Below are 24,153 nucleotides of genomic sequence, written 5' to 3'. Positions count from 1 at the left end.
CTCCTGTTCAGCTGCCCCGCACGTTAGGAGCGGTACCCCTGCAGTTGCCGGACCCGGCACAGCCAGCCGCCCCGGCTGGTGGCGAGACCACGCGGCCATTGAAGTGCGGGTCCCCATGTAGAAACATCGACCCGAGCACCAGATTTATCAGCATGCTTGGCAGCAGTCCAGTGTTTTCCGAAGAGCCCGTCCTGGCATCCCACTGCTGTGTTTCGCGCCTCGGGGGTTCCGAGAAAGGACTCGAGAAGGAAGGGGCATTGAATTATAAGTAGACTTATGTTTTCCTGCTTCTAAGTCCTGCCACGGGCTAGACCAGAATCCATGTTCAAAGGGACCACTGACATGGCTGACTCCAGGAAAATTCCGGCCCCGCACGGGCAGATCCGCCAGGCTTTCGAGAACCGGCTTGTCCTTGATTACTTGGATCTCGCTGAGTCCCTGGCGGCACGCTTCGCCGGCCGGGGCCACGAGCGGGAAGACCTGATCCAGGTGGCCTATCTGGGACTCGTCAAGGCGGCTAGGGCGTTCGACGAATCCAGAGGCACCACCTTCCCGGGTTTTGCCGCCCCCACCATCACCGGGGAATTGAAACGCTATCTGCGCGACCGCTGCTGGGTCGTCCGCCCCCCGCGGCGCATACAGCTCCTCCGTGCCGAACTCCTGCGCACTGAGCCGGCCCTGGCGCAGACCCTCGGCCGCACCCCCACTCCTGCGGAGCTGGCGCGGGAACTTGGTGTAACGGTCGAGTCCGTCCTGGAGGCAGCGGCAGCTGTTTCCAGCATGCGCCCCGATTCGCTCGATAGTTCCGACGGCCGCGGTGACGCACCGCCGGCCGCGGAAGAACCGGCGGTGCAGGAGCCGGGATTTGAGCGGCTTGAGGAGGTGATGTGCCTGACCCGGGTCATCGCCGAGCTCTCCGCCCCGGAGAGGGCGCTCTTGTACCGGCGCTATTTTTGCGGGGAGAGCCAAACGGAGTTGGGCAGGAGATTTGGAGTGTCGCAGATGCAAATCTCGCGCCGGCTCTCACGGGTGCTCGTGCAACTGCAGCGGCGGCTCACGGAAACGGAATCTCAGAGCAACCCCAGCCCACGGACCGCTTCGAGCACATCGTGAACAGAGACACCCAAAAGCGCAGGATCCGGGTCCCCGGCAAAGGGGTCGCCGCGCCGCAGTTCGGCTTTGGTCAAGGTGATGTGCGGCCCCGGCGGGGGGCCCCATTCCGCCGGCGTGGCTGGCCCGAAGAGCACAACGGAGGGCCGCCCGTAGGCCGACGCGAGGTGGGCCGCACCCGTGTCAGCCGAGATGACCAGGCGGGCGCCGGCAATCAGAGCCGCGAATTCCCCCAGCGGTTGGCGGCCTGCAAGGACGGCATCGGCCCGGAACCCGGCCCCGCTGGCAACTTCCGAGGCGCGGCCCCGCTCCGCGGCGCTGCCTGTGAAGAGCACGCTGTGCCCGGCGTCCCGCAGGAGTCCAGCAACCTCGGCGAACCGTCCGGCAGGCCACAACCGGCTGCCGTAGGCAGCGCCCACATGGACCACTGTGGCCCCCGGCTGCGGCGTCGGGACGGCCGGGGCGGCCAGGCGCAGATCCTCGGCGTCGGCGTCGATTCCATGCCATTGCAGTAGCCGCGTCCAGCGTTCGCGCTGGTGGATGCCCTCCACCCAAGCCGGCCCGGAACCAGCACCGGCGCCCGCTTCGTGGGCGATCACCCGGGTGGCCAGGAGCGCTTCAATCCGGGATTGGCTCTCGGGGCCGCGGCCGTGGAGGTTTACCGCAACGTCCACGCTCCCGGGTTTCAGTGCCAGTGGCTCATTTAGCCCTTCCGCCGTCAACAGTTCAAAACCCCCGACCAGCTCTACCGCCTCGCCGAGCCAGCTCGGTGCCGCGTACAGCCGGCGGTGGTTGGGGTACGCGCGGCTCAGGGCGTGCAGGGCCGGGACGGCAACCAGCAGATCGCCGAGCTGCAGCGCCCGTAGGACCAGCAGTACCGGCCTTCCATCTTCTCGAAATCCGCCCATCGTGGCCGCCCTTCCGAGTTCGCCTGATTTCGGATTTTAGTCCGGAGATGGACCCGCCGGGCGTTTAGCTGGACTGATATCGGGGAACAAGGCACTTATGGGACCTTTTGCCCGACCACCGCTGAGGGCCGTACTGTTCGATCGGGACGGCACCCTGATCCGTGACGTGCCATACAATGGCGATCCCAAGTTGGTGGAACCGATGCCTCACGCCAGGGACGTGCTGCAAACCCTTCGGTCCATGGGAATTGCCGTAGGCGTCGTGAGCAACCAATCGGGGATAGGCCGCGGGATCCTGACCACGGAGCAGGTTGCAGCGGTCAATCTTCGGGTTGAGCAGCTCCTGGGACGATTCGATGTCTGGGAACTGTGTCCGCACCGGCCCGAGGACGGCTGCTACTGCCGGAAGCCGGCACCCTTCATGATTTGCGGGGCGTGCCGCCGGTTGGGAATCACTACCGCCGAGGCCGCGTACATTGGCGACATTGGAGCTGACGTTGAGGCGGCCCGCGCGGCGGGTGCCCGCGGCGTCATGGTCCCCACGCCCCTGACACGACCGGCGGAAGTTGACGCTGCTCCAGAGGTCGCTGTGGATCTTCGTTCCGCGTTGTGCCTTTTGATGAAGGCACCATCCGGACGGGCCGCCTCGTGAGCCGCGTCCTGGTGGCTCGGCTGGACGGGGTCGGCGATGTCCTGCTGGCGGGGCCAGCGATCCGCGCAGTCGCGCACGGACGTCATCCGGATGGCGGGGCGCCGAACGATGTCATCCTGTTATGTGGCCCCCAAGGAGAACCAGCTGCGTCCCTCCTGCCTGGCGTGTCCGAGGTCTACAGCTGGAGTTGCCCGTGGATCGTGAAGCCTGCTCCACGAGTAGCTGGGCCCCATCTGGAAGCCCTGACATCGTTCGTGAGGGACTCCAGGGTCACCGAGGCCGTCATTTTGACTTCCTTCCATCAGTCTCCCTTGCCGCTGGCCTTGTTGCTGCGGCTTGCCGGAGTCGGACGGATCACGGGAGCTTCAGTGGATTATGCCGGCACTCTGATGGACGTTCGGCTCAGGCCCGGTGAGGATTTTCCCGAAGACCAGCCTGAAGCCGAACGTGCGCTCGGCATCGCCCAGGCAGCTGGCTTTACCTTGCCCCGCGGAGATTCCGGGAAGCTCCGGGTGCAGGATTATCCCGATGTCCGGGATCTGGTGGGGGAGGAGCCCTATGTCGTGGTCCACCCCGGGGCGTCCGCCTCCGCACGGGCGTGGCCCCCGTTGCATCACGCCGCGGCCGTAGAACTGCTCGAAGGGGCAGGACACCGGGTAGTGGTGACAGGAGGGCCCGGAGAAACGGGCCTGACGGCAACAGTCGCCGGCCCATCCGCCTTGGACCTGGGCGGCCGCACGGACCTGAGGGCCCTAGCCGGTGTGCTTGCCGGAGCCGAAGCCCTGGTTACCGGAAACACAGGGCCCGCTCACCTCGCCGCCGCTCTGGGTACACCGGTGGCATGCCTGTTCTCGCCCGTGGTGCCCGCGATCCGATGGGCCCCCTACGGCGCGCCCCTGGAGATCCTCGGCGACCAGAACGCACCTTGCAAACTCAGCCGTGCCACTGAGTGCCCGGTCCCGGGCCATCCTTGCCTGTCGACTGTGGCTCCCGAACAGCTCGTGGATGCAGTGGAACGACTGATCGGCGGCGTGTCCTCGCTATCCACCCGCCGAAAGGTGCGTCACCCATGAGAATCCTGCTCTGGCACGTACATGGATCCTGGACGGACGCGTTCGTCCGCGGCGCCCATGAGTACCTCCTGCCGGTCCTGCCCGAACGGGGGCCATGGGGTATGGGCCGGGCAGGCCGGCCCTGGCCGACCTCTGTCCGCGAAGTCCGGCTCGACGACCTTGATGCCGACAGTGTGGATGCTGTGGTGCTGCAACGGCCGGAGGAACTGGGCGAGGTGACCCGCGTCTTGGGCCGACGGCCCGGGAAAGACCTGCCGGCAGCCTATGTAGAGCACAACACACCCAAGGGGAACGTGCCGAATTCGGTGCATCCGCTGGCAGACCAGCAGTTCATCCCCATAGTCCACGTCACGCATTTCAATGAACTGTTCTGGGATAACGGCGCCGCGCCCACGCTCGTGATTGAGCACGGCATCCCTGATCCCGGGCATACCTACACCGGGGAGATTCCGGAGCTGGCAGCCGTCATCAACGAGCCCGTCCGGCGGTGGCGGGTGACCGGCTCGGACCTCCTGGACCGCTTTACTGCGGCGGCGCCCTTGCGGGTATTTGGCATGGGCGCCAACGGGTTGCGGGCCGCCGTCGCGTTGCCGCCCCAAAGGCTCACGATCTGCGGAGATCTGCCCACGCCCGAGCTGCACCGGGAAATGTCCCGTTGCCGCGTCTACCTCCACCCCTTCCGCTGGACCTCTCTTGGCCTGGCACTTCTCGAGGCCATGCACCTCGGCATGCCCGCAGTAGCGCTGGCGACGACAGAGGCGATACGCGCACTGCCGCCGGAAGCGGGAGCGATCTCAACCGACGTCGACGAACTCGTGCGCACCGCGAGGGTGCTCATCGAGGACCCGCAGGAAGCAAGACGGCGTGGTGACATTGCCCGCGAAGTGGCCTTGGACCGGTATGGCCTCCAGGCCTTCCTCGCTGCCTGGGATGTCCTGCTGGGGGATGTGACCGACCCGCGCTTCCGCACCGGCCGGCTCCTTAGTCCAACTCAAGAAGGGAAGAACCAGTGAAAGTTTCAATGGTTTCCGAGCACGCCAGCCCCCTGGCCGCCCTCGGCGGAGTTGATGCAGGTGGGCAGAACGTCCACGTGGCGGCCCTGTCGGCCGCCCTGGCGAGGCGCGGCCACAACGTCACGGTGTACACCAGGCGGGACTCAGCGGACCTGCCGGGCAGGGTCCGGATCTCCCCGCGGCTGGAAGTGGTCCACGTCCAGGCCGGCCCATCAATTCCGGTACCCAAGGACGAACTCCTTCCCTTCATGGGGGAGCTGGCGAACGGATTGGCACGCGATTGGGAGCGGCGCCCACCTGATCTGGTGCACGGGCACTTCTGGATGTCCGGCGTGGCAGCACTTGACGCGGCGCGGCGCAAGCCGGGCGGCAGCGCCCACCTCCCGGTGCTCCAGACCTTCCACGCCCTCGGCACAGTCAAACGCCGCCATCAGGGCCGAGCGGACACCAGCCCCGTTGAGAGGCAATGGCTGGAGCCGTCTGTCGGCCAAGGTGCGGACCGGATCATCGCCACGTGCTCCGACGAAGCCTTCGAGCTCAAAGCGATGGGGATTCCTCCGGAGAAGATCTCGATAGCCCCATGCGGGGTCGATCTGGATCTCTTTACCGGTTCCGGACCCGCCGACAAACGCAACAGGACCCACCGAATCCTGTCTGTCGGACGTCTTGTGCCCCGAAAGGGCGTCGACGTGGTCATCCGGGCACTGCCGCTGCTGATGGACGCCGGATTTGCCGACGTCGAACTCCTGATCGTTGGCGGCGGAGGCGATGCCACAGCGACTGAGTCAGACGCCGAAGCCCGCCGCCTGCTGGCCATCGCTGCGGAACTCGGTGTCCGGGAGCACGTCATCTTCCGTGGACAAGTGCCCCGGGAGGCCATGCCGGAGATCTTCCGCAGCGCAGACGCCGTCGCGTGTACGCCGTGGTACGAACCGTTCGGCATCGTGCCCCTCGAAGCCATGGCTTGCGGCGTCCCGGTGGTCGCCTCGGCCGTGGGCGGCCTCAGGGACACCGTAGTGGACGGCGGCACTGGCCTGCACGTTCCGCCTTTGGACCCCGGGGCCACCGCTGCTGCGCTCGCCCGGCTGCTGTCCGATAAGGGGCTGCGGGAGGAGCTGGGCCGCGCAGGCCAGCAGCGCGCACGGGCCCGCTACAGCTGGGACCGGGTGGCGGCCGAGACTGAGAAGGCCTATCTGCAGACCCTCACCGGAAACGCTACGGCCCGGCGGCTGGGCGCCGCCGGCCAAGTGCACGCCGCGGAAGGAGCAGTGCTGTGACTATCGAGCCGCCGCTTACGCAGGCACAAATCACATCCCGATCGGTCCCGTGGGCCGGCCTGGTGTCGTCAGCGGTTCATGGTGGCGAAAGCGCGGACACCAAGACTCGTCCTGACTCGGTCGCAGCAGTCCAGGCGCACCTGGGATGTGTGTTGCCGTCCCTGGAATCGTTACTGAGCCAGTCCCCGACACTGGCTGCCTGGGGCGAGGAACTTGCCCGGCGGCTGCTGGGCGGAAACCGCCTGCTTGCCGCCGGGAACGGCGGTTCCGCGGCGGAGGCCCAGCATCTCACGGCCGAGCTGGTGGGACGTTTCGACGCCGAAAGGGCGCCGTTCTCCGCCATTTCGCTGCACGCCGAGACCTCCGCGGTGACAGCCATCGCCAATGATTACGGCTTCGAGGAGCTGTACGCCCGGCAAGTGCGGGCGCACGGCCGCCCCCGGGACATCCTGATGCTGCTGTCTACAAGCGGAAAAAGCCCCAACCTCCTCCGCGCGGCCGAGGCTGCCGCCCGGGTGGGCGTCACGACGTGGGCTATGACCGGCCGGGGGCCGAACCCCCTGTCGCTCAGTTGCGATGAAGCGATTGCCATCGACGGGCCCGCAGCCAACGTCCAGGAGTGCCATCTGATCGCCTTGCACGCAATGTGTCGGGCGTTCGACGCCGAGATCCATCGACTGGACCGGCACGACCAGCAGCAACGGGGCAGGCGATGACGATCGCGGTGGTGGGTGACGTGCTGCTCGACGTTGACCTTGACGGTTCGGCGACCCGGCTCTGCCCGGACGGGCCGGTGCCCGTCGTGGACGTCGCGGCCGTCAGAGCGAGAGCCGGGGGTGCCGGGCTCGTGGCCCGGATGCTGAGCAATGACGGCCACCAGGTGTGCCTCGTGACCGCACTCGGCCGGGACGAACCAGGCCATCGGCTTCTGGAACAGCTGAGCGGCATCACCGTGGTCGCCGGCCCGTCAGGAGCGCCGACCCCGGTCAAGACCCGCCTTCGGGCAGGAGGGCACCCGGTGGCCCGGTTTGACGAAGGTTGCCAGTGCCGGCCCCTGCCGGAAGTGACGCCAGACATGCTCCAGGCACTGGAGGGAGCCGGGGCCGTGGTCGTGGCGGACTACGGCCGCGGCCTGACATCGAACCGTGCCCTGCGCACTGCACTCGAACGCCTCGCCCGGGACATCCCCGTCATCTGGGATCCGCACCCGGCCGGAGCCGATCCTGTTCCAGGGGTCGCCGTCGTGACACCAAACCACTCCGAGGCCTCCAACATCGCGGCCGCCCTGAGGGCCAGGGAGTCGGCGGCTCCGTTCCCGGAGGCAGGGACGGACTCGATGGCGGGGACCGGTGAACTCGCGGGCAAGCTGTTGCGGCATTGGCGCAGCAGGGCCGTCCTCGTCACACAGGGCGGACAGGGAGCGACCCTCGTACGGGAGTCGTCACCCGCGCCTGTTCAGCTCCCGGCGCCGCGGACCGCTGTGGCTGATGCTTGCGGTGCGGGCGACAAGCTCGCGGCCAGTCTGGCGGTCCACCTTATGGCCGGAGGGGGGCTCGAAGATTCCTGCCGTCGAGCGGTCAGCGAGGCCTCTTCATTCCTGGCTACAGGCGGCGTTGCCGCCCTGGCGTCGGCGCCTCCGCCACTTCCCTTCCCGGTACAGGAAACTGACCCGCTGGACTGGGTCCGCAGGGTGCGGCAAAACGGTGGAACCGTGGTTGCGACCGGCGGGTGCTTCGACATCCTGCACGCCGGACACGCCCGCACCCTCGCAGCAGCCAGAGCCCTGGGCGACTGCCTCGTCGTCTGCCTGAACTCAGATGCCTCGGCCCGCCGCATCAAGGGGGCAAGCCGTCCCATCATGGGCGAACACGACAGGTCCGAGCTGCTGCTTTCCCTCGAAAGCGTGGACGCCGTAGTGGTGTTTGACGAGGACACCCCGGAACGGTGCCTTGAACGGCTGCGCCCGGACATCTGGGTGAAGGGCGGTGACTACGACGCAGAACAACTGCCCGAGTCCGCCTTGGTGGAGAGCTGGGGAGGCCGGTGCCTTACCGTTCCCTACCACCCTGCCCGCTCCACGACCCTGCTCGCCGCGGCGCTCGCCCGCGTGGGCTGACCCAGCGGCAAATGGTCAGATCATCTGAATCCAATTCCCGTGAATCCAAACCGGCCAGGTATTGGCCGCTAATGAAAGGAACACCATGAAAAGGTTTAGCCCACCTGCCCCATCCACGCCCGGCAGGGTCGTGGTGAGCGGAGGGGGATCAGGACTTGGTGCCGCCGTCGTCAACGCCGTGCTCGACGCCGGCGGGACGCCGTTCGTCCTCGACCGCGATGTCCGGAACGTGTCCGCGGCGAAGGCCCTCGAAGTCGATGTTGCTGACCGGGCAGCGGTGACGGCCGCCATTGCGCAGGCCGCGGAGGCCCTGGGAGGATTGGACGCGGTGGTGACAGCGGCAGGAATTGACCGGTGCGGAAAGCTCGAGGACGTCCCGGCAGACGACTGGGAACAGGTCATCTTCGTCAATCTCCTCGGTACAGTCTCGGTGGTGCGGGCGGCCCTGCCGTACCTGAAATCCTCCCGCGGCCGGGTTGTCACGGTGGCCTCGACGTTGGGGTTGCGGGCGCTGCCGGAGGCTTCGGCATACTGCGCGTCCAAGTTCGGCGTCATCGGATTCAGCCAGGCGCTTGCCGCGGAGACGGGTGCAGAGATCGGCGTGACCACGCTGATCCCGGGCGGGATGAATACCCGCTTCTTCGACGACCGGGCCGAGAAGTACAAGCCCCAGGACGGTTCGCGCCTGAACGATCCGGCCAGGGTGGCGCAGGCCGTGATGTTTGCACTTTCCCAGCCTCCGGGTTGTGAAGTCCGCGAGTTGCTCATCTGCCATGCGCAAGAGGAGTCCTGGCCGTGAACCACCGCACGTCCGCGTAAACATCCGCCGGACTGATTCCCGCCAGGAGGGAGGTATCGTGCTCGCAGCGCGGCGCCGTCCATCCCACCTGGGTGAGGTCGGCGCCGCATTGTGGGCACCGCGTCACCCATGACAGATGGATGCGGTGCAGGCTTCGGCCCAGCGGCCCTGCGTTGATCAGGTTGCCAACCCAGTACAAGCCCACCGTCGGCGTCCCCAGGGCCTGGGCCAGATGACGGGGGCCGCTGTCATTGCCCAGCAACACAGCACAGCTGTCCAACAACGCCGCCAAGGCGCCCAGGCTGAGTGTGCCGGCCAGTGAGATGACCCGGTCTGAGCCGGCCGCCGTCACGACCCCGTCAGCGAGTTGCCGTTCGTCCGCGGTGCCCACTACCACCACACGGCAGCCATCGGCGGCGCAGGCCGCCGCCACCTCGCCGAACCTCTCCGCCGGCCAGCGCCGGCGGGGATCCATGGCGCCGGGATGGACAGCCACAACAGGGGTTGCCGGGCTGTCGCGGAGGCGATCAAGGAATTCCTTGACCTTGGACAGGTGCTGGTCCTGTGGCCGCAGCCTGGCTTCCAGGTCAACCGGGGGAGCGCCGGCCAGTCCCGCCACCTCCAGCCCCCGAAGCGGCTCGTGCTGGTAATAGGCGTAGGGGACGCTACGCTCCAGTGGCGCAGCGTCGGCCGTCCGCGTTCCCACGGTGTGGCGGGCCCCCAAGCGCAGGAGGAACGGATTGGAGTAGCGGCCGCCGCCATGGAGCTGAACCGCGAGATCGAACTCCTCGTCCCGCATGGAGGCCAGGAAGGCGTCGATCGCTGCGGGGTCTTGCCTGCCGGGCCTCAAGCCTTCAACTATGGGCAGCACCCGGACGTCTCTGACCGGCCCCAGGGTGCCGCCCAGCAGTTCAGTGTGGACGGGGGTCCCCAGCATCGTGACACTTGCCCCGGGGTACGCCGCGACGAGCGCCGACACTGCCGGCAGGGCAAACAGCAGATCACCCAGCCCGCCGCCCCGCAGGACCGCGATCCGCGAGACCTTCGGAAATTTTTTCAGCACCGGCCCGACGCCCCAGCCCGCTACGTCAGCTCCGCCGAATTCCGCCCTGAGGTCCGCCACCACCCGTCCTGTCCTGTCCGTCCGGTGCACATGTGTGGGGCCACCATAAGTCCCGGACGCAACCTTTGGCTACATTTCGCCCCGCAAGCAATCGTCCGGTTTCCGCGGACCGGCACTGGATGTTCGGGAACGTGAAACTGTCCGTGGCTGCAGGGTGTAGATGCCCCGGCACGAGGGTATGGGTCTACGTAAGAGTGATCTCCCGCCCGGACCGTGACCGGGCAGTTTGCATTCAAACCACAGGGCCGCCGGAAAGGAACAACATGCCAGCGATCGTGCAGATCAGACTCTGCGTGGTGAAGCCGTGACCCGCCCGCGCCCGCAGGATGGCGACGAGCGCCGGGGCGGCCTCTCGGACCAGCGCGGCCTGACCGGCTGGCTGCCCCGACGGCTGGCGGCGGCTGAGCCTTCCATCACCGTCATCGGCGATGTGATGCTCGACGGCTGGTGGTCGGGATCCATTGACCGGCTCTGTCGTGAGGCGCCGGCCCCGGTCGTGGAAGTCGGCCAGCGGAAATTCTCTCCGGGCGGCGCCGCCAACACCGCCATGAACCTGACCGCCCTCGGGGCCAAGGTACGACTGGCAGGGCTAACGGGGCGCGATGATGCCTCGGCGGAGCTGCTCCGCCAATTAGGGGACAGTGGCGTGGACGCCACCTACGTGGACCAGGTGGCCGGTCTGACCACAACCACCAAAATCCGGATCAGCAGCGGCGGCCAAATTCTGCTCCGGCTCGACGAAGTCGCAGGTGAGACCCCGGCGGAGGCCTTGAGCCGACTGGCACAATGTATCCCTCAATTGCTGCAAGACCAGGACGCAGTGGTCCTGTGTGACTACGGAGCCGGGGCGCTCAGCGGAGCGGTACGGAGCGCCCTGTTTGACGTGCTGCCGGGACGCTCGGATCTTCTGCTGGTCGTGGACGCGCATCAGCCACGCGCCTGGGCCGGACTGAAACCGGACCTGGCCACCCCGAACGCCCTGGAAGCTGCCGCCATGCTCGGCGTTAAGCTCACCGCCGGACCCGAGCGGGCGGCCGCCGTCGTCGATCACCGCAACGAGCTGCTGGAAGCGGCCGGCGCGGAGGCGGTCGTTGTGACGCTGGACCGCGAAGGGACGGTTCTGTTGCCCAAATCCGGGGAAGTCCACCGGACCTGGGCACGTCCCGTCCAGGAGGCGCAAGCATCCGGCGCAGGCGACACTTTCGTTGCCGCGCTGACAGTTGCCCGGGCGGCGTCACTGCCGCTGACCACCAGCGTTGATCTTGCCCAGGCCGCCGCCGACGTTGCGGTGCACCGTCCGGGAACTTCGGTGTGCAGTACTGAGGATCTCAGCCGTCACCTTGAGGGGTTCACCGGTGCCGCCCTCGACGCCGACGAGCTCGCCCGGCAAGTGCGCCGGCACCGTGAGGAGGGACGCCGCGTGGTTCTCACCAACGGGTGCTTCGACGTCCTGCACCGCGGCCACACCCGTTACCTCAATCAAGCCAAACAGTTGGGCGATGTCCTGGTGGTGGCTCTGAACAGCGACGAATCCGTCAGCCGGTTGAAAGGGCCCGGACGACCCATTAACACCATCACAGACCGTGCCGCTGTGATTGCCGCCCTTAGCTGCGTGGACTATGTCACAGTTTTCGACACTCCCACGCCCATTCCCCTGCTCAAGAGGATCCGTCCGGAGATCTACGCAAAGGGCGGCGACTACAGCCCCGAAATGCTGGCAGAAACCTCCGTCGTGGAGCGCTATGGCGGCCGGGTGGCGATCCTGGACTACGTTCCTGAACAGTCCACCACTGCGGTGGTGGACCGGATCCGCAGCTTCGACGGCACACCCCGCAGCAAATCCCCCGACCATGCCGGGGACACAGCCGGTCCGCAGACGACCATCAGTCCGATCACAGAGGGGAAATTGCGATGAAGAAGAGCGCCGATTCCGAAGATACAGCTGCCAGCCATTCCTTGTCCGCATACTTGCACAGCCATCTGACCGCCGCCAGCGCGGGGGAGCGTCTCTTCGAGCAGGCCGCCAAGTCCTGGCGGGACACGTCCCATGCCGGCGAAGTCGGCAGGCTCGCAGCCGAGGTGAGTGAAGACAAACGGGCGCTGGAAGAAATCTGCGAACAACTTCATTCGAGCATGCCTGCCTACAAGAAGCCCGTTGCCTGGGCCGGGGCGCAGGTTGCCGCCCTCGATCCGCTCAACCCGCTGCATTCCATCGAGGGAGCCAAAGGGCAACTCGAGCTTGAGTCGCTGATCTCAGCCGTCACCGGAAAACTGCTGCTCTGGAAGACACTCCGGGTGCTGTCACGTGAAGACAAGCGCATCGACCCGGACCGCATGGAACAGCTAAGCAACCGCGCGGCGGCCCAAATTCGGGCCCTGGAGACATTGCTGCTGGACACTTGCCGGACCAGACTCGCGCCTGCCGCGAAGCCGTGAGCATTCCGGAACCGTGAGCATCCAAAGCGCCGGCAGCACCTGGGCTGTGATCCGCCCACGCGATGCCCAGCATCTCGCGCTGCAAACCCTGGGTGCTTAAACTTTTAGTATCGTCGCTGGCGACCGGCCCGCGGCGGAACCATCGGAGGACCATCATGGGAGCGGGAGACAAGATCCAGAACGCCGCCGAGAATCTCGGTGGCAAGAGCAAAGAAGCGGCCGGCAAAGCTACCAACGACCCGGCGCTGGAAGCCGAAGGCAAAGGGGACCAAGTCAAAGCTGACCTGAAGCAGGCCGGCGAAAAGGTCAAGGACGCCTTCAAGAAGTAATGATTCCGGGAACGACGCGAGCACACCGGCGGGCGCACTTGTGATTTGCTTCCGCAAGTTGGAGTGGGTTCGAGGCCTGCGCCCGCCGGGAGGTGTGCCGGATCAGGCCAGGTTGGGCGCGCCGGCCAGAATGTAATCCGTAGCGGCCGGTCCGGTCATAGTCAGGCGGTTGTCCGCAGGATTGATCCGGTGTTCCTTCAGTGCCGCCCAGAGGGACCGGCGGGCTGTGGCCGGTCCTGGTTTATCAGGCACCAACTCGTGTAGAGGCCGTAGAGCTCCTCCTTCCCCAATCCGGTGTCGGACTCGCGGCCAGTGGCGAGAGCTTCGCTAAGGAACCGGTCAAAGTGGGTGGTGGTCATGTCAGTTCCTTTCCTGCTGTTGCTCGTGGCGGGCCCCTCGGCTTCAGCTTGGCTGACTTCGTTGTTCCGGATCCGGCCTGGGATGTGGTGAGAATTCTGCCCGGTGGGCGACGCCCCCGCCTGGGCTGGGCGCCGTCGCTCAATTCCCTGCTTGGCTGACTGCTTTCCTGACGGCGTCAGTGTGGAGGCAGTCAGGCGCTGATCTCGCGGGCCTGGTCACTGCTTGTCTCGATCTGGATCCGGCGGGGTTTTGCCTTTGCGGCGATGGGGATCCGTAGCAACAGCACGCCCGCGTCGTAGCTGGCCTTCACCGCCTCGGTGTCCAGGGCATCGCCGAGGACGATCTGGCGGCTGAAAACGCCGCGGGGACGCTCGGACGCAATTAGTTCCGTGGTGTCGTCTGTCAGATTCTTCCGTTCGGCGCGGACCGTCAGGACGTTGCGTTCGACGTCGATCTCCACCGAGTCGACGTCCACCCCGGGCAGATCGAATGCGACGACAAATTCCTCTCCGGCTTGCCAAGCGTCCATGAGCATCGCGGCGGGCCTGGCCGCCGTGCCGAGGACCTGCTGGGTGAGCCGGTCGAGCTCGCGAAACGGGTCGGTGCGCATCAGCATGGCTATCTCACTCCCTACAGATCGTGTATGACGTTGCCCAGCCAGATTATCTATTCTGGCTGCGATAGATTTTTTATAACACCGGTGCCACACTGGTGCAAGAGGTTAATTCACAGGTCTTAGGGGGATCCTATGGGGCCGGACACCGGCGGGGCCGCGGGCGTCTATGCCATCTCTGTGGCGGCCGAACTCGTGGGGATGGGACAGCAGAATTTGCGTCTCTACGAACGCAAGGGGCTGTTGCAGCCGGGCCGGACCGACGGCGGTACCCGCCTGTACAGCGAACAGGATTTGGTAGCGCTTCGCAGGATCAGCGCGCTCCTTCAGGACGGGCTCAACCTTGCCGGGATCCGGGTCGTCCTCGAGCTGGAGGCGGCCAACCGGCACTTGGAACGCGAACTCGCCGCAGCCAAACGACGAAGTAATCCCTGAGCCGGGCCGCCACGTCACAACTCAGCGGACCACGCTGTGTTCAATTCGCCGCTGGCTGACTTGGGCCCTGGGTGGGCAGTTCGCGCCGGGAGGCTCCGGGCGCCTTGAGGCCAGGCGTGCCGTAATCAGGCGCTCAGCTTTCCAATCGCGCTGCTTTCAAGGTTTTCCAACAGGTGCCGCGGATTGTCGTAGACCTCTGCGGCACCGGCCTCCCGCAGCTCGGCTTCGCTGATTCCGCCACAGGTCAGGGCAATGGCGGGAACTCCGATTGCCGCCGCCGCCAGCACGTCCCAGACGGCGTCGCCAACAAATACGACGTCCGCCGGGCTGAGCCCAAGCTTGTCCAGGCACGCCAGCAGAATGTCGGGAGCGGGCTTGCTCTCGGCGGCGTCGTTGGAACTGGTCCACGCATCGATGGACGTGCCGGCGTCCAGGAGGCGCCGGGCGATGTCCAGGTCGCGCTCCTGCGCTGATGACGCCAAACCCACGGCCAGCCCGGCGCCGGAGCAGGCGGCCAGGAGGTCCCGGGCAGAGTCGAAGGGGCGCAGGGAAGGCCAAAACGTGGCGAACACGGCGCCGTGCGAGGACTTGAGGTCTTCCTGCATGTCCTTGGTGCACCCGGGGACCAAGTGTTCGATGAGCTTGTCGCCGCCCATGCCGACGCAGCGGTGGATAGCCGAGATCTGGACGTCCAGCCCCTCCCGCCGGAACGCCTGCCACCAGGCAAGGGCGTGGAAATAGCTGGAGTCAATCAAGGTCCCGTCGACGTCGAAAAGGACGCCGCGTTTCTTTTCGGATTTTGAACCTGGCACCATTGCTACTCCACCTTTAGTTGAGGGCCGCATGTGCCTGACCAGGCAACGGCTCGGCCCATATCGGATCTTTCCTGACCGGGGTCCGAAGGACCTCTCAAAGACTCATAGTAAGACTACTTAATAGAGGAGTTGAGCGCCCGGCCGGGCCCCCGCTCGCTAGGCTATGTCCATGGACGGGAGCGAGATATGACGCAGCGAACCTACCCTCAGGGCGTACCGTGTTGGATCGACACCGAGCAGCCCGACGTCGAGGCGGCCGCCGAGTTCTATGCCGGCCTCTTTGGCTGGACGTTCGAGGACGCCGTGCCGGCGGGCGCGCCGGGCCGATACTTGATAGCCAAGCTCGATGGCCAGGACGTCGCCGGGATGGCGGACGCCCGTGGTGCCGCGGCATGGAATACCTACATATCCGTCGAGGACGCGGATACCGCAGTGCAGCGTCTGGTCGCAGCCGGCGCTACGGTGCGGTCGGCAGCCGCAGACGCTGGAGAAGGCGGCCGCAGTGCTGCGTTGACCGATCCAGGGGGCGTCGGGTTCCGCATTTGGCAAGCCAGGCGACGCTTGGGGGCACAGGTGGCCAATGCGCCGGGGTCCTGGAATTTCAGCGACCTCCACACGCCTAACCCCGGCGCGGCCATCAAGTTCTATGAGGACGTGTTTGGCTGGCAAGTCGACGACCTCGGCTTCGGGATCATGGTCCGCAGGCCCGGTTACGGTGATCACCTTGAGGCGACAATCGATCCGGGCATCAGGGCGAGGCAGTCAGCCCTGGCCCCTCCACTTGGCTTCGAGGATGCGATCGCCTGGATCGCGACCACGGCCCCCGACGAACTGCCGCAGTGGCACGTCTCGTTCACCGTTGCCGACCGGGACCAGACGGTGGTTGATGCGAAGCGGCTCGGCGCCCAAGTCCTTAGCCAAAGCGAGACCGAGTGGACGCGCACGGCACTGATCCGGGACCCCCAGGGAGCGGAGTTTACCGCCAGCCAGTTCACGCCCCCGTCGCCATGAGCGCTCCTTCAATGGAGGCGCCGGGTCAGAGAGCGCCGGGTCACGAGGGGCTGGCACACGTGGCGTCGGGTCTGGCGCGAACTTTCACTCGGTTGGCCCGGCAAGGAGCTTTCTGATCTCGGCGAGCTTTGCCTCAGACTCTTCGAGGCTCAGGCGGAGCCCCTCGACCGTTGCGGCACTCGTATCAGCCGCATCGACGGGCGGCGCGGAAGCCTTCTTGGGAGCCAGGAAGAAGTTGGCCAGATAGCCGGTGAATGTGCCGAAGATGCCGACACCGACGACGATGATGCCTGTCCCGATCATGCGGCCCGCATCGGTGACCGGATATTGGTCACCGTATCCGACGGTCGAGATCGTGACGATCGTGTACCAGAGGGAGTCCGAGGCGGTCGTGATGTTGGCCCCTGGGGCGTACTGCTCGACGCCGAGCATCGTGAGGCTTCCGAATTCCAGCACGAAAATGCCCATGAGCAGCAGTATGTACAGGGAGCTGCCGGCCCGATCTTTGATCAGCGCTCGGCCGACCGTCTGGATGCCGACATCGCGAAGCAGCCGGTACACCCGGGCAAGCCGGAAAACGCGCAGGATCTTGAACTGCGCCAAAGGCACACTGGCCAACAGGTCGGCCCAGCCGAAGTGCTTGAAGAAATAGGCGCCCGCCGATGGTGCGGTGAAGATCCGGTAGAGGAAGTCGGCGACGAAGATAATGCTGAACAGGGCGTTCATCGCCTTCAGTACGGTGTCGAGCGACTCGTCCTGCGCGGCGTACAAGAGTACGAGATTGACGATCGACAGGATCGAAAGGATACCGATGAAGATTTCGTATCCGATGCTCTTCAGTTCATTGCGTTCCTTGCTCATGTGAGGATTCTGGCACGCGGGCGGCGATGTAGCTGACACTTTTTGCCCAGGTTGCTGGCGCGTACAAAAGGGATCTGCGTGGAGTTCTGTACGGTGTCGCGCGCCGCAGAGCTTTCACGGCAGGTACGCGAAGGTCGCACAGCGGGAATCTATTGACACCCCGGTGTGATGACTGCCATATTTTCAAAGTACGCGCTATGTGAATCGTGTTGTGTAATACGCAATTCGATGGCAGGTGGGGGACGTGCCCTCACCGTCAAAGCACAGGACAAGAGCTTGGGGGAACGGGCAGACGATTTCGGGCCGCAACGGCTGGGCCAGATTGGCATCGCGTGTCCGTCGCCAAGAGTCCCGCAAAAGAGTCCCTCGCGGACTCAGGAAAGGAACACAGGAACTATGGTTCACAAAGTAAAGGCGGTCATCGCCAAGGAAAAGAATGCCCCTGTTTCGGTCGAGAACATCCTCGTGCCGGATCCCGGACCCGGTGAGGCGCTTGTGGACATTCTGACCTGCGGCGTCTGCCACACTGATCTCCACTATAAGCAGGGCGGAATCACCGATGATTTCCCCATCCTGCTGGGCCATGAGGCCACCGGCGTGGTCAGCGCCGTGGGACCGGATGTCACCGAGGTCGCTCCCGGGGACCGCGTGATCCTGAACTGGCGCGCGGTGTGCGGCGAGTGCCGTGCCTGTGCCAAGGGCCAGCCGCAGTACTGCTTCAACACCCACAATGCAACGCAAAAGATGACTCTGGAGGACGGCACCGAGCTGACGGCCGCGCTGGGCATCGGGGCCTTCGCCGAGAAGACGCTCGTCGCGGCCGGGCAGTGCACCAAGGTTGACGAGGACGCCGATCCCGCAGCTGTCGGGCTGCTCGGCTGCGGTGTGATGGCCGGCATCGGCGCCGCCATCAACACCGGTGAGGTCAAGCGCGGCGAATCCGTCGCCGTCATCGGCTGCGGCGGCGTGGGCATCGCCGCGATCACCGGCGCGAAGCTGGCCGGCGCGACGACGATCATCGCGGTGGATATCGACGCCAACAAAATGGAAATGGCCAAGTCCCTCGGCGCCACCCACGGCGTGGACTCGAGCAGGGAAGACCCGATAGAAGCCATCCGGGCGCTGACCGGCGGCAACGGTGCCGACGTCGTGATCGAGGCGGTGGGACGCCCCGAAACGTACAAGCAGGCGTTCTACGCCCGGGACCTCGCCGGCCGCGTAGTGCTGGTGGGCGTGCCGACACCGGACATGTTGCTCGAGTTGCCGCTGCTGGATGTCTTTGGCCGCGGCGGGTCGCTGAAATCCTCCTGGTACGGAGACTGCCTGCCGTCCCGCGACTTCCCGATGCTGGTCCAGCACTACAAGCTCGGCAATCTGGACCTGGACGCCTTCGTCACCGAACGCATCACCATCGACCAGGTGGAAGAGGCCTTCGGCAAGATGCACGAGGGCAAGGTCCTGCGCTCCGTGGTTGAAATCCGGCCGGCCGCCGATCTCGCGGCCGTGGCGGAGCCCGCATGAGCGTCACCATCGAGAGCCTGGTGACGTCGGGGACGTTTTCGCTCGACGGCGGCACCTGGGACGTGGACAACAACGTCTGGATCGTCGGCGACCGCGAAGAATGCGTGATCATCGATTCCCCGCACGACGCAGCCGCAATCATCGACCAGGTCCGCGGCCGGAAGGTCCTTGCCATCCTGCTCACCCATGCGCACAACGACCACATCGGCGCGGCCCGCGAGGTCGCAGCGGCGGTGAATGCCCCCATCCACCTGCACCCCGATGACCTGATGCTCTGGGAAAAGGTTTATCCCGACGTCAAGCCGGACCGTGATCTTGCCGATGGCGAGGTCTTCCGCGTGGGAGGCGCGACACTGAGGGCCATCCACACCCCCGGCCACTCACCCGGATCCACCTGCTTCCTGCTGGCGGGGGAGGGAACGGTGTTCACCGGCGACACTCTGTTTAACGGGGGCCCAGGGGCGACCGGCAGGTCCTACAGCGACTACCCGACCATCCTCTCCTCGATCCGGGAACGGCTGCTGACGCTCCCTCCCGAAACCGTGGTCCGCACCGGGCATGGCGACAGCACCACAATCGGGGCGGAGCGGGAGACGCTGACCAAGGTGAAGCTGTGAAATTAGGCAGGCAGCCGGCTCCCGTCGCGGACATTAACGAGGACGAGCTGGAAGTCCACACACCGAAGAAGCAAGCAGCCGGTGTCAAGGCAGTGATGGTGGCGCTGGAGCGCGCCGTGGCCCAGGCCGGAGTATCCCGGACGGCCCACTCGCTGCTGCGGCTGAACCAGCGCGGCGGGTTCGACTGCCCGGGCTGCGCGTGGCCGGAATCGGATAAGAAGCGCAAAACGGCCGAGTTCTGCGAGAACGGCGCCAAGGCGGTGGCGGAGGAGAACACCCTGCGCACGGTCGGGGCGGAGTTCTGGGCCCGGCATTCCATCGCCGAACTGGCTGGGAAGACGGAATACTGGCTGGGCAACCAGGGCCGGCTCAGTGAGCCCGTGGTCATCCGGGAAGGAGACGCGCATTATTCGCCGATCTCCTGGGCCGAAGCGTTCGGTCTGATCGGGGAGCACATCCGCGCTTCAAGCCCTGACCGCTGCGTTTTATACACCTCCGGGCGCACCGCGAACGAGACGGCGTTTATGTACCAGCTGTTCGCCCGGGCCCTGGGCACGAACAACCTCCCGGACTGTTCCAACATGTGTCACGAATCCTCGGGCTCGGCGCTGAACCCGACCATCGGCATCGGCAAGGGCACCGTGTCCCTGGAGGATATCCACGACTCGGGACTCATCTTCGTCGTGGGGCAGAATCCCGGCACCAACCATCCCCGGATGCTCTCAGCGCTCAAGGAATGCAAGGACAACGGCGGCAAGGTGGTGGCGGTGAACCCGCTGCCCGAGGCCGGGCTGTTCAACTTCAAGGACCCGCAGACCGTCTCCGGTTTGCTCGGCAACGGCACACCGCTGGCAGACGAGTACCTGCAGATCAAGGTGGGCGGGGACCTGGCTTTATTCCAGGCCTTGGGCCACCTGCTCTTGGAGGAGGAAGATCGGGCACCCGGCACCGTCGTCGACCGGACTTTCGTCGAGGCACAGACGGACGGCTTCGACGCCTACCGCGACGCCCGCCGGGAGCTGGACTGGGAAGAGACCGAGACAGCCACCGGCCTGGCCCGGGCCCAGATCGAGGAAGTGGCCGGACTGCTCATCCGGTCCAAGGCCACCATCTTCTGCTGGGCCCTCGGCGTCACGCAGCAGCCGCACTCCGTGGACACCATCAAGGAAATGGTCAACGTCCTGCTCCTGCAGGGCAACTTCGGCAAACCCGGCGCCGGCGCCTGCCCGGTCCGCGGACACTCCAACGTCCAGGGCGACCGGACCATGGGCATCTGGGAGAAGCCCAAGGAATGGCTGCTCGAAGCCCTGGACAAGGAATTCCGGATCACGTCTCCGCGCGGCCACGGCTACGACGCCGTCGAGGCCATGGAGGCCTTTGAGCGGAACGAGGTGGATGTGTTTGTGTCCATGGGCGGCAACTTCTCCCTCGCCTGCTCCGACACCGAAACCCTCGAAGCCGGGATGCAGCGGATCGGACTGACCGTCCACATCTCCACCAAACCCAACCGCTCCCACATCGTGCACGGGCGCACCTCGCTCATCCTTCCCACCCTGGGCCGGACAGACAGGGACGACAAGCACCCGGGCGGCGCCCAGTTCCTCTCCGTGGAGGACTCCATGTCCGTGGTCCACTCCACGCAGGGCCGGCTGATGCCGGTCTCCGAGCACCTGCTCGCCGAGCCGGTGATCATCGCCCGGATGGCTGACGCCACGCTCGGCGAGGACCATCCGGTCAACTGGAAGGCCATGGCCGGGGACTACGACGTGGTCCGGGACCACATCTCCCGCGTCATCCCGGGCTTCGGGGACTTCAACGCCCGGATCCGGACCAGGAACGGCTTCGTACTGCCCAACCCGCCGCGGGACACCCGGTCCTTCAAGACAGACATCGGCCGCGGACGGTTCACCGTCAGCCCGCTGGAGTACCTGACCCCGCCCCAGGGCCACCTGGTCCTCCAGACCATCCGCAGCCACGACCAGTACAACACCACGTTCTACGGCGTGGATGACAGGTACCGCGGGATCTCGGACGGACGCAGGGTGATCCTGGTGCACCCTGAGGACCTGGCGGAGCTCGGTTTCCAGGACCGGGACCTGGTGGACGTGGTGAGCACGTTCCGGGGTCACGACCGGCAGGCGGACAAGTTCCGGCTCGTGGCCTACCCGACGGCCAAGGGCTGCGCTGCGGCGTATTTCCCCGAGGCCAACGCCCTGGTCCACAAGGAGAACGTGGCACGGGAATCCAACACCCCGGGCTTCAAGGCGATGTTCGTCCGCTTCGTGCCGCACCCTGTGGAGCGCCTCGAGCCGGCTGCCGCGCTTGGGGCGGCCACGGCGAGCTAGCCACTGCGACGGAGCGGCCCCGCTTCCTGGTTGGGATCCAGCCCGGGAGGCGGGGCCATTCCGTTGCGCCTCTCTTGCTCCACGTGGCAGATAACGGCAGTGTCCGACGCCGGGACTGCCGTTAAATGCCAGCTGGCGGCAGGAGGGCGGACTCCATTGTCTGTTCGCGCGAACGGCCCGCCAGCCTCGGGATTTCCCCAGACCGGCGGGCCGGATCGCGTCAGCCGCGCAGCCGCTCCATGCCGGGATCGAAGAGCGGCTCGGCCGTGACAGTCGCCGCGATGCGCCCGCCGAAGTACTCCACCTCTACGGCGTCGCCCTCGGTCACCGAGGCAGGCAGCCAGGCATAGGCGAGGGGCTTGCGGACCGAGTAGCCGTAGGCGGCGCTGGTGACATAGCCGGCCGCCTCGCCGTTGACGTACACCGGTTCCTTGCCCAGCACCACGGATGTGCCGTCGTCCACGGTCAGGCACCGCAGCGCCCTGGTGGCCGGCAGTTCCCTGAAGGCGGCCAGGGCGTCGCAGCCCACGAAGCCCTCTTTGTCCTTGGCGATCGAGAATCCCAGGCCGGCCTCGTAGGGGTGGTGCTGGGAGGTCATGTCCGTGCCCCACAACCGGTAGCCCTTCTCGAGCCGCATGCTGTTGAACGCTCCACGCCCGGCCGCGATGATGCCGTGCTCCTTTCCTGCATCGAAGAGGAGGTCCCACAGCTTCAGCCCGTACTCGGCGGTGGTGTATAGCTCCCAGCCAAGCTCGCCTACATAGGAGAGCCGCATGGCGGTGACGGGGATGCCGCCCACCGAGATGTCCTTGGTGCGGAAGTACTTCAGGCCCTCGTTGCTGAGGTCGTCCGTGCTGAGCTTGCCGATCACTTCACGTGCCAGCGGCCCCCAGAGCCCGATGCAGCAGGTGCTGCCGGTGATGTCGGAAACGTGCACCCACCGGGCTGGATCCGCCGCCGACTGCTTCCTGGCCTCGACACGGAGGTAGTCGAAGTCCACGTTGCTGTTCACGCCGAGCTGGAACTGCTCCTCAGCGAGCCGGGCGACCGTCACGTCGCTGCGGATGCCGCCGTCGTCCGCCAGCAGGAGGCAGTACGTCACGGCACCCGGCTTCTTTGCGATGTTGCCGGTGCTCAGCCGCTGCAGCAGTGGCAGCGCCCCGGGCCCCGTGACCGCCAGCCGCTTCAGCGGCGTCATGTCATAAAGCCCGACGGCGGTACGCGTCTTCCACGCTTCGGCCGCCGAGATGGGGGAGTGGAACATCGCGGACCACTCGTCCCGCTCGGGTGCCTGCCATTGCACCGGCAGTTCGTCGAGCAGGCCGCGGTTGGCCTCGAACCAATGCGGGCGCTCCCAGCCAGCGGACTCCAGGAAGAACGCCCCGAGCTCCTTCTGACGGATGTTAAACGGGCTGACGCGCAGGTCCCGCGGGGATTCCTTCGGCTGCAGCGGGTGCAGGACGTCGTAGATTTCCACGAAGTTCTGCTGGGACGTTTCGCTGACATACTGGTCGCTGGTCTGGACCTTCTCGAAGCGCGTGAGCTCGCAGCCGTGCAGGTCGGTGCGGGACTGGCCCTCGATGAGCAACTCCGCCATGGCCCTGGCGACGCCGGCTGAGTGGGTGACCCAGACTGCCTCGGCAACGAAGAAGCCGTCGACGTCGGGGGACTCGCCCAGCAGAGGGCCGCCGTCGGGAGTGAATGAGAAGATGCCGTTGAACCCGTCCTCGATCCGGGCCCCGCGCAGGGCCGGAAGGAGGTCCTGGCTGTCCTCCCAGGCGGGCAGGAAGTCTTCCATGGTGAAGTCCAGGCGCGAGGGCATCCGGTGATCGGACATCTCCTCCGCGCCAACGCGGGGAAGCCGTTCCATGTCCACCGGCATCGGACGGTGCGCGTAACTGCCGATGCCGATCCGGTCGCCGTGCTCGCGGTAGTAGAGGTCCTTGTCCTGGAAGCGCAGGATGGGCAGTCGGGCCCCGTTGGGAAGTTCGTTCCGGCCCTTCAGCTCCGGAAGTGGCGTGGTCTTCACGTACTGGTGCGCCAGCGGCAGCAGCGGCACCTTCAAGCCAACCATCTTGCCGAGCTCGCGGCCCCAAAACCCGGCGCAGGACACCACAATGTCCGCCGGGATCACGCCGTCGGCCGTTTCGACGCCGGTGACCTTGCCCGAGGTCTGTTGGATGCCTGTCACGGTGGTGGAGCCGAGGTAGGTCACGCCGGCTTGGCGGGTGCGGCTGATCAGCAGCTGGACGGCGCGGGCGGCGGAGGCCAGGCCGTCCGTCGGGACGTGAAGGCCGCCGAGGACCTGGTTGCCGTTCGCCAGCGCCCCGGTGGTCAGCAGCGGGTAGTGCTTCCCGCACTCGTCGGGGTCGATGATCCGGCCTTCGATGCCCCAAGAGGTGGCGTACCCCAGCTTGCGCTTGAGGTCCTGCAGCCGCACCTCGGTGGTGGCAAGCTCAAGCCCGCCGAGCTGGTTGAAGCAAGACACTCCGTCGGCGCTGAGGGAGAGCAGCTTGTCCACCGTGTAGCTGGCGAATTCCGTCATGGTCTTGGACGGGTTGGTCTGGAAGACCAGGCCGGGGGCGTGCGAGGTGGAACCGCCGGCCAGTTCCAGCGGACCCTGCTCGACGACCGTGAGGTTGTTCCAGCCGCGGCTGGCGAGTTCGTCCGCGAGGTTGGTGCCGACGATGCCGGCGCCGATGATGACGACGCGTGGTGATGCGCTCATAAGTTGTTCTC

General features: G+C 66.2%; 23 protein-coding genes. 16 read left to right on the top strand and 7 right to left on the bottom strand.

The window, feature by feature from the left end:
- The first annotated feature begins 342 nt into the window (after nucleotides 1–342).
- The gene (locus ARTB_RS04540; RefSeq protein WP_243177900.1) at nucleotides 343–1,113 is read left to right on the top strand and encodes a sigma-70 family RNA polymerase sigma factor; all 771 of its coding nucleotides are present in this window, start codon (nucleotides 343–345) and stop codon (nucleotides 1,111–1,113) included.
- Here ARTB_RS04540 and ARTB_RS04535 read toward each other — a convergent pair.
- Nucleotides 1,071–2,018 carry a glycosyltransferase family 9 protein gene (locus ARTB_RS04535; RefSeq protein ID WP_243177899.1) on the bottom strand — a complete coding sequence of 316 codons (948 nt, stop codon included), beginning with the start codon at nucleotides 2,016–2,018 and terminating at the stop codon, nucleotides 1,071–1,073. The genes ARTB_RS04540 and ARTB_RS04535 overlap by 43 nt on opposite strands.
- A 97-nt stretch (nucleotides 2,019–2,115) precedes the next feature.
- Here ARTB_RS04535 and ARTB_RS04530 point away from each other — a divergent pair, with 97 nt between their 5' ends.
- From ARTB_RS04530 to ARTB_RS04500, 7 genes are all read left to right on the top strand, one after another.
- A complete protein-coding gene (locus tag ARTB_RS04530) occupies nucleotides 2,116–2,670 on the top strand; it encodes a D-glycero-alpha-D-manno-heptose-1,7-bisphosphate 7-phosphatase (RefSeq protein WP_243177898.1) in 555 nt (184 codons plus the stop codon).
- Nucleotides 2,667–3,743: a glycosyltransferase family 9 protein gene (locus tag ARTB_RS04525; RefSeq protein WP_243178001.1), complete on the top strand. Its 1,077-nt coding sequence runs from the start codon at nucleotides 2,667–2,669 to the stop codon at nucleotides 3,741–3,743. Before ARTB_RS04530 ends, ARTB_RS04525 begins: the two co-directional genes overlap by 4 nt.
- The gene (locus ARTB_RS04520; protein WP_243177897.1) at nucleotides 3,740–4,756 is read left to right on the top strand and encodes a glycosyltransferase; all 1,017 of its coding nucleotides are present in this window, start codon (nucleotides 3,740–3,742) and stop codon (nucleotides 4,754–4,756) included. The genes ARTB_RS04525 and ARTB_RS04520 overlap by 4 nt, the downstream gene beginning before the upstream one ends.
- A complete protein-coding gene (locus tag ARTB_RS04515; protein ID WP_243177896.1) occupies nucleotides 4,753–6,033 on the top strand; it encodes a glycosyltransferase in 1,281 nt (426 codons plus the stop codon). Before ARTB_RS04520 ends, ARTB_RS04515 begins: the two co-directional genes overlap by 4 nt.
- A 62-nt stretch (nucleotides 6,034–6,095) precedes the next feature.
- Nucleotides 6,096–6,749 (top strand): D-sedoheptulose-7-phosphate isomerase, encoded by a 654-nt coding sequence (locus ARTB_RS04510; protein ID WP_439954083.1) that lies wholly within the window; start codon nucleotides 6,096–6,098, stop codon nucleotides 6,747–6,749.
- Nucleotides 6,746–8,149: a PfkB family carbohydrate kinase gene (locus ARTB_RS04505; protein WP_243177894.1), complete on the top strand. Its 1,404-nt coding sequence runs from the start codon at nucleotides 6,746–6,748 to the stop codon at nucleotides 8,147–8,149. The genes ARTB_RS04510 and ARTB_RS04505 overlap by 4 nt, the downstream gene beginning before the upstream one ends.
- A gap of 85 nt (nucleotides 8,150–8,234) precedes the next feature.
- Nucleotides 8,235–8,948, top strand: a complete 714-nt coding sequence (locus ARTB_RS04500; protein WP_243177893.1) for an SDR family oxidoreductase — start codon at nucleotides 8,235–8,237, stop codon at nucleotides 8,946–8,948.
- Here the strand turns inward: ARTB_RS04500 and ARTB_RS04495 are convergent.
- Complete coding sequence (locus tag ARTB_RS04495; protein ID WP_243177892.1) at nucleotides 8,914–10,071, bottom strand: glycosyltransferase family 9 protein; 1,158 nt, start codon at nucleotides 10,069–10,071, stop codon at nucleotides 8,914–8,916. The two genes, ARTB_RS04500 and ARTB_RS04495, sit on opposite strands and share 35 nt — an antisense overlap.
- Nucleotides 10,072–10,375: 304 nt before the next feature.
- On the opposite strand from ARTB_RS04495, the gene rfaE2 reads away from it, so the two are divergent.
- The 3 genes from rfaE2 (at nucleotide 10,376) to ARTB_RS04480 (ending at nucleotide 12,836) form a co-directional block, all read left to right on the top strand.
- Nucleotides 10,376–11,986 carry a D-glycero-beta-D-manno-heptose 1-phosphate adenylyltransferase gene (gene rfaE2 / locus ARTB_RS04490; protein WP_243177891.1) on the top strand — a complete coding sequence of 537 codons (1,611 nt, stop codon included), beginning with the start codon at nucleotides 10,376–10,378 and terminating at the stop codon, nucleotides 11,984–11,986.
- Nucleotides 11,983–12,507 carry a hypothetical protein gene (locus tag ARTB_RS04485; protein WP_243177890.1) on the top strand — a complete coding sequence of 175 codons (525 nt, stop codon included), beginning with the start codon at nucleotides 11,983–11,985 and terminating at the stop codon, nucleotides 12,505–12,507. Before rfaE2 ends, ARTB_RS04485 begins: the two co-directional genes overlap by 4 nt.
- 155 nt (nucleotides 12,508–12,662) lie before the next feature.
- The gene (locus ARTB_RS04480; protein WP_043435456.1) at nucleotides 12,663–12,836 is read left to right on the top strand and encodes a CsbD family protein; all 174 of its coding nucleotides are present in this window, start codon (nucleotides 12,663–12,665) and stop codon (nucleotides 12,834–12,836) included.
- A gap of 197 nt (nucleotides 12,837–13,033) precedes the next feature.
- On the opposite strand, the gene ARTB_RS21735 is transcribed toward ARTB_RS04480, so the two are convergent.
- Nucleotides 13,034–13,195, bottom strand: a complete 162-nt coding sequence (locus ARTB_RS21735; RefSeq protein WP_308197217.1) for a hypothetical protein — start codon at nucleotides 13,193–13,195, stop codon at nucleotides 13,034–13,036.
- A gap of 191 nt (nucleotides 13,196–13,386) precedes the next feature.
- A complete protein-coding gene (locus ARTB_RS04470) occupies nucleotides 13,387–13,812 on the bottom strand; it encodes an Hsp20/alpha crystallin family protein (RefSeq protein ID WP_243177889.1) in 426 nt (141 codons plus the stop codon).
- 132 nt (nucleotides 13,813–13,944) lie between these two features.
- Here ARTB_RS04470 and ARTB_RS04465 point away from each other — a divergent pair, with 132 nt between their 5' ends.
- Nucleotides 13,945–14,244: a MerR family transcriptional regulator gene (locus ARTB_RS04465; RefSeq protein WP_243177888.1), complete on the top strand. Its 300-nt coding sequence runs from the start codon at nucleotides 13,945–13,947 to the stop codon at nucleotides 14,242–14,244.
- Between the two features lie 125 nt (nucleotides 14,245–14,369).
- Here ARTB_RS04465 and ARTB_RS04460 read toward each other — a convergent pair whose 3' ends face one another.
- Nucleotides 14,370–15,059 (bottom strand): HAD family hydrolase, encoded by a 690-nt coding sequence (locus ARTB_RS04460; RefSeq protein WP_243177887.1) that lies wholly within the window; start codon nucleotides 15,057–15,059, stop codon nucleotides 14,370–14,372.
- 186 nt (nucleotides 15,060–15,245) lie between these two features.
- Between ARTB_RS04460 and ARTB_RS04455 the strand changes: the two genes are divergently transcribed.
- Complete coding sequence (locus tag ARTB_RS04455) at nucleotides 15,246–16,070, top strand: VOC family protein (RefSeq protein WP_243177886.1); 825 nt, start codon at nucleotides 15,246–15,248, stop codon at nucleotides 16,068–16,070.
- 84 nt (nucleotides 16,071–16,154) lie between these two features.
- Here ARTB_RS04455 and ARTB_RS04450 read toward each other — a convergent pair whose 3' ends face one another.
- Nucleotides 16,155–16,931 carry an ion transporter gene (locus ARTB_RS04450; RefSeq protein WP_243177885.1) on the bottom strand — a complete coding sequence of 259 codons (777 nt, stop codon included), beginning with the start codon at nucleotides 16,929–16,931 and terminating at the stop codon, nucleotides 16,155–16,157.
- Between the two features lie 396 nt (nucleotides 16,932–17,327).
- On the opposite strand from ARTB_RS04450, the gene ARTB_RS04445 reads away from it, so the two are divergent.
- Genes ARTB_RS04445 through ARTB_RS04435 form a run of 3 tightly spaced genes read left to right on the top strand, consistent with a single transcriptional unit; the run spans nucleotide 17,328 to nucleotide 21,414 of the window.
- The gene (locus ARTB_RS04445) at nucleotides 17,328–18,452 is read left to right on the top strand and encodes an S-(hydroxymethyl)mycothiol dehydrogenase (RefSeq protein WP_243177884.1); all 1,125 of its coding nucleotides are present in this window, start codon (nucleotides 17,328–17,330) and stop codon (nucleotides 18,450–18,452) included.
- Nucleotides 18,449–19,069, top strand: coding sequence for an MBL fold metallo-hydrolase (locus tag ARTB_RS04440; RefSeq protein WP_243177883.1), 621 nt, complete (start codon nucleotides 18,449–18,451; stop codon nucleotides 19,067–19,069). The genes ARTB_RS04445 and ARTB_RS04440 overlap by 4 nt, the downstream gene beginning before the upstream one ends.
- A complete protein-coding gene (locus tag ARTB_RS04435) occupies nucleotides 19,066–21,414 on the top strand; it encodes an FdhF/YdeP family oxidoreductase (RefSeq protein ID WP_243177882.1) in 2,349 nt (782 codons plus the stop codon). Before ARTB_RS04440 ends, ARTB_RS04435 begins: the two co-directional genes overlap by 4 nt.
- A gap of 220 nt (nucleotides 21,415–21,634) precedes the next feature.
- On the opposite strand, the gene ARTB_RS04430 is transcribed toward ARTB_RS04435, so the two are convergent.
- Complete coding sequence (locus ARTB_RS04430; protein ID WP_243177881.1) at nucleotides 21,635–24,142, bottom strand: GcvT family protein; 2,508 nt, start codon at nucleotides 24,140–24,142, stop codon at nucleotides 21,635–21,637.
- Nucleotides 24,143–24,153 lie beyond the last annotated feature (11 nt).

The sequence above is a fragment of the Arthrobacter humicola genome (assembly GCF_022803015.1).
Lineage (GTDB): Bacteria > Actinomycetota > Actinomycetes > Actinomycetales > Micrococcaceae > Arthrobacter > Arthrobacter humicola_A.
Note: the sequence above shows the minus strand (reverse complement) of the source record. Positions and strands in the feature narration are given on the sequence as shown.

What these genes read in the sequence shown, in the direction of transcription:
- ARTB_RS04430 (WP_243177881.1), bottom strand. Translation starts at nt 24,142, where the DNA reads ATGAGCGCATCACCACGCGTCGTCATCATCGGCGCCGGCATCGTCGGC.
- ARTB_RS04530 (WP_243177898.1), top strand. Translation starts at nt 2,116, where the DNA reads ATGGGACCTTTTGCCCGACCACCGCTGAGGGCCGTACTGTTCGATCGG.
- ARTB_RS04505 (WP_243177894.1), top strand. Translation starts at nt 6,746, where the DNA reads ATGACGATCGCGGTGGTGGGTGACGTGCTGCTCGACGTTGACCTTGAC.
- ARTB_RS04480 (WP_043435456.1), top strand. Translation starts at nt 12,663, where the DNA reads ATGGGAGCGGGAGACAAGATCCAGAACGCCGCCGAGAATCTCGGTGGC.
- ARTB_RS04455 (WP_243177886.1), top strand. Translation starts at nt 15,246, where the DNA reads ATGACGCAGCGAACCTACCCTCAGGGCGTACCGTGTTGGATCGACACC.
- ARTB_RS04440 (WP_243177883.1), top strand. Translation starts at nt 18,449, where the DNA reads ATGAGCGTCACCATCGAGAGCCTGGTGACGTCGGGGACGTTTTCGCTC.
- ARTB_RS04500 (WP_243177893.1), top strand. Translation starts at nt 8,235, where the DNA reads ATGAAAAGGTTTAGCCCACCTGCCCCATCCACGCCCGGCAGGGTCGTG.
- ARTB_RS04535 (WP_243177899.1), bottom strand. Translation starts at nt 2,018, where the DNA reads ATGGGCGGATTTCGAGAAGATGGAAGGCCGGTACTGCTGGTCCTACGG.
- ARTB_RS04520 (WP_243177897.1), top strand. Translation starts at nt 3,740, where the DNA reads ATGAGAATCCTGCTCTGGCACGTACATGGATCCTGGACGGACGCGTTC.
- ARTB_RS04445 (WP_243177884.1), top strand. Translation starts at nt 17,328, where the DNA reads ATGGTTCACAAAGTAAAGGCGGTCATCGCCAAGGAAAAGAATGCCCCT.
- ARTB_RS04465 (WP_243177888.1), top strand. Translation starts at nt 13,945, where the DNA reads ATGGGGCCGGACACCGGCGGGGCCGCGGGCGTCTATGCCATCTCTGTG.
- ARTB_RS04470 (WP_243177889.1), bottom strand. Translation starts at nt 13,812, where the DNA reads ATGCTGATGCGCACCGACCCGTTTCGCGAGCTCGACCGGCTCACCCAG.
- ARTB_RS04460 (WP_243177887.1), bottom strand. Translation starts at nt 15,059, where the DNA reads ATGGTGCCAGGTTCAAAATCCGAAAAGAAACGCGGCGTCCTTTTCGAC.
- ARTB_RS21735 (WP_308197217.1), bottom strand. Translation starts at nt 13,195, where the DNA reads ATGACCACCACCCACTTTGACCGGTTCCTTAGCGAAGCTCTCGCCACT.
- ARTB_RS04540 (WP_243177900.1), top strand. Translation starts at nt 343, where the DNA reads ATGGCTGACTCCAGGAAAATTCCGGCCCCGCACGGGCAGATCCGCCAG.
- ARTB_RS04485 (WP_243177890.1), top strand. Translation starts at nt 11,983, where the DNA reads ATGAAGAAGAGCGCCGATTCCGAAGATACAGCTGCCAGCCATTCCTTG.
- ARTB_RS04450 (WP_243177885.1), bottom strand. Translation starts at nt 16,931, where the DNA reads ATGAGCAAGGAACGCAATGAACTGAAGAGCATCGGATACGAAATCTTC.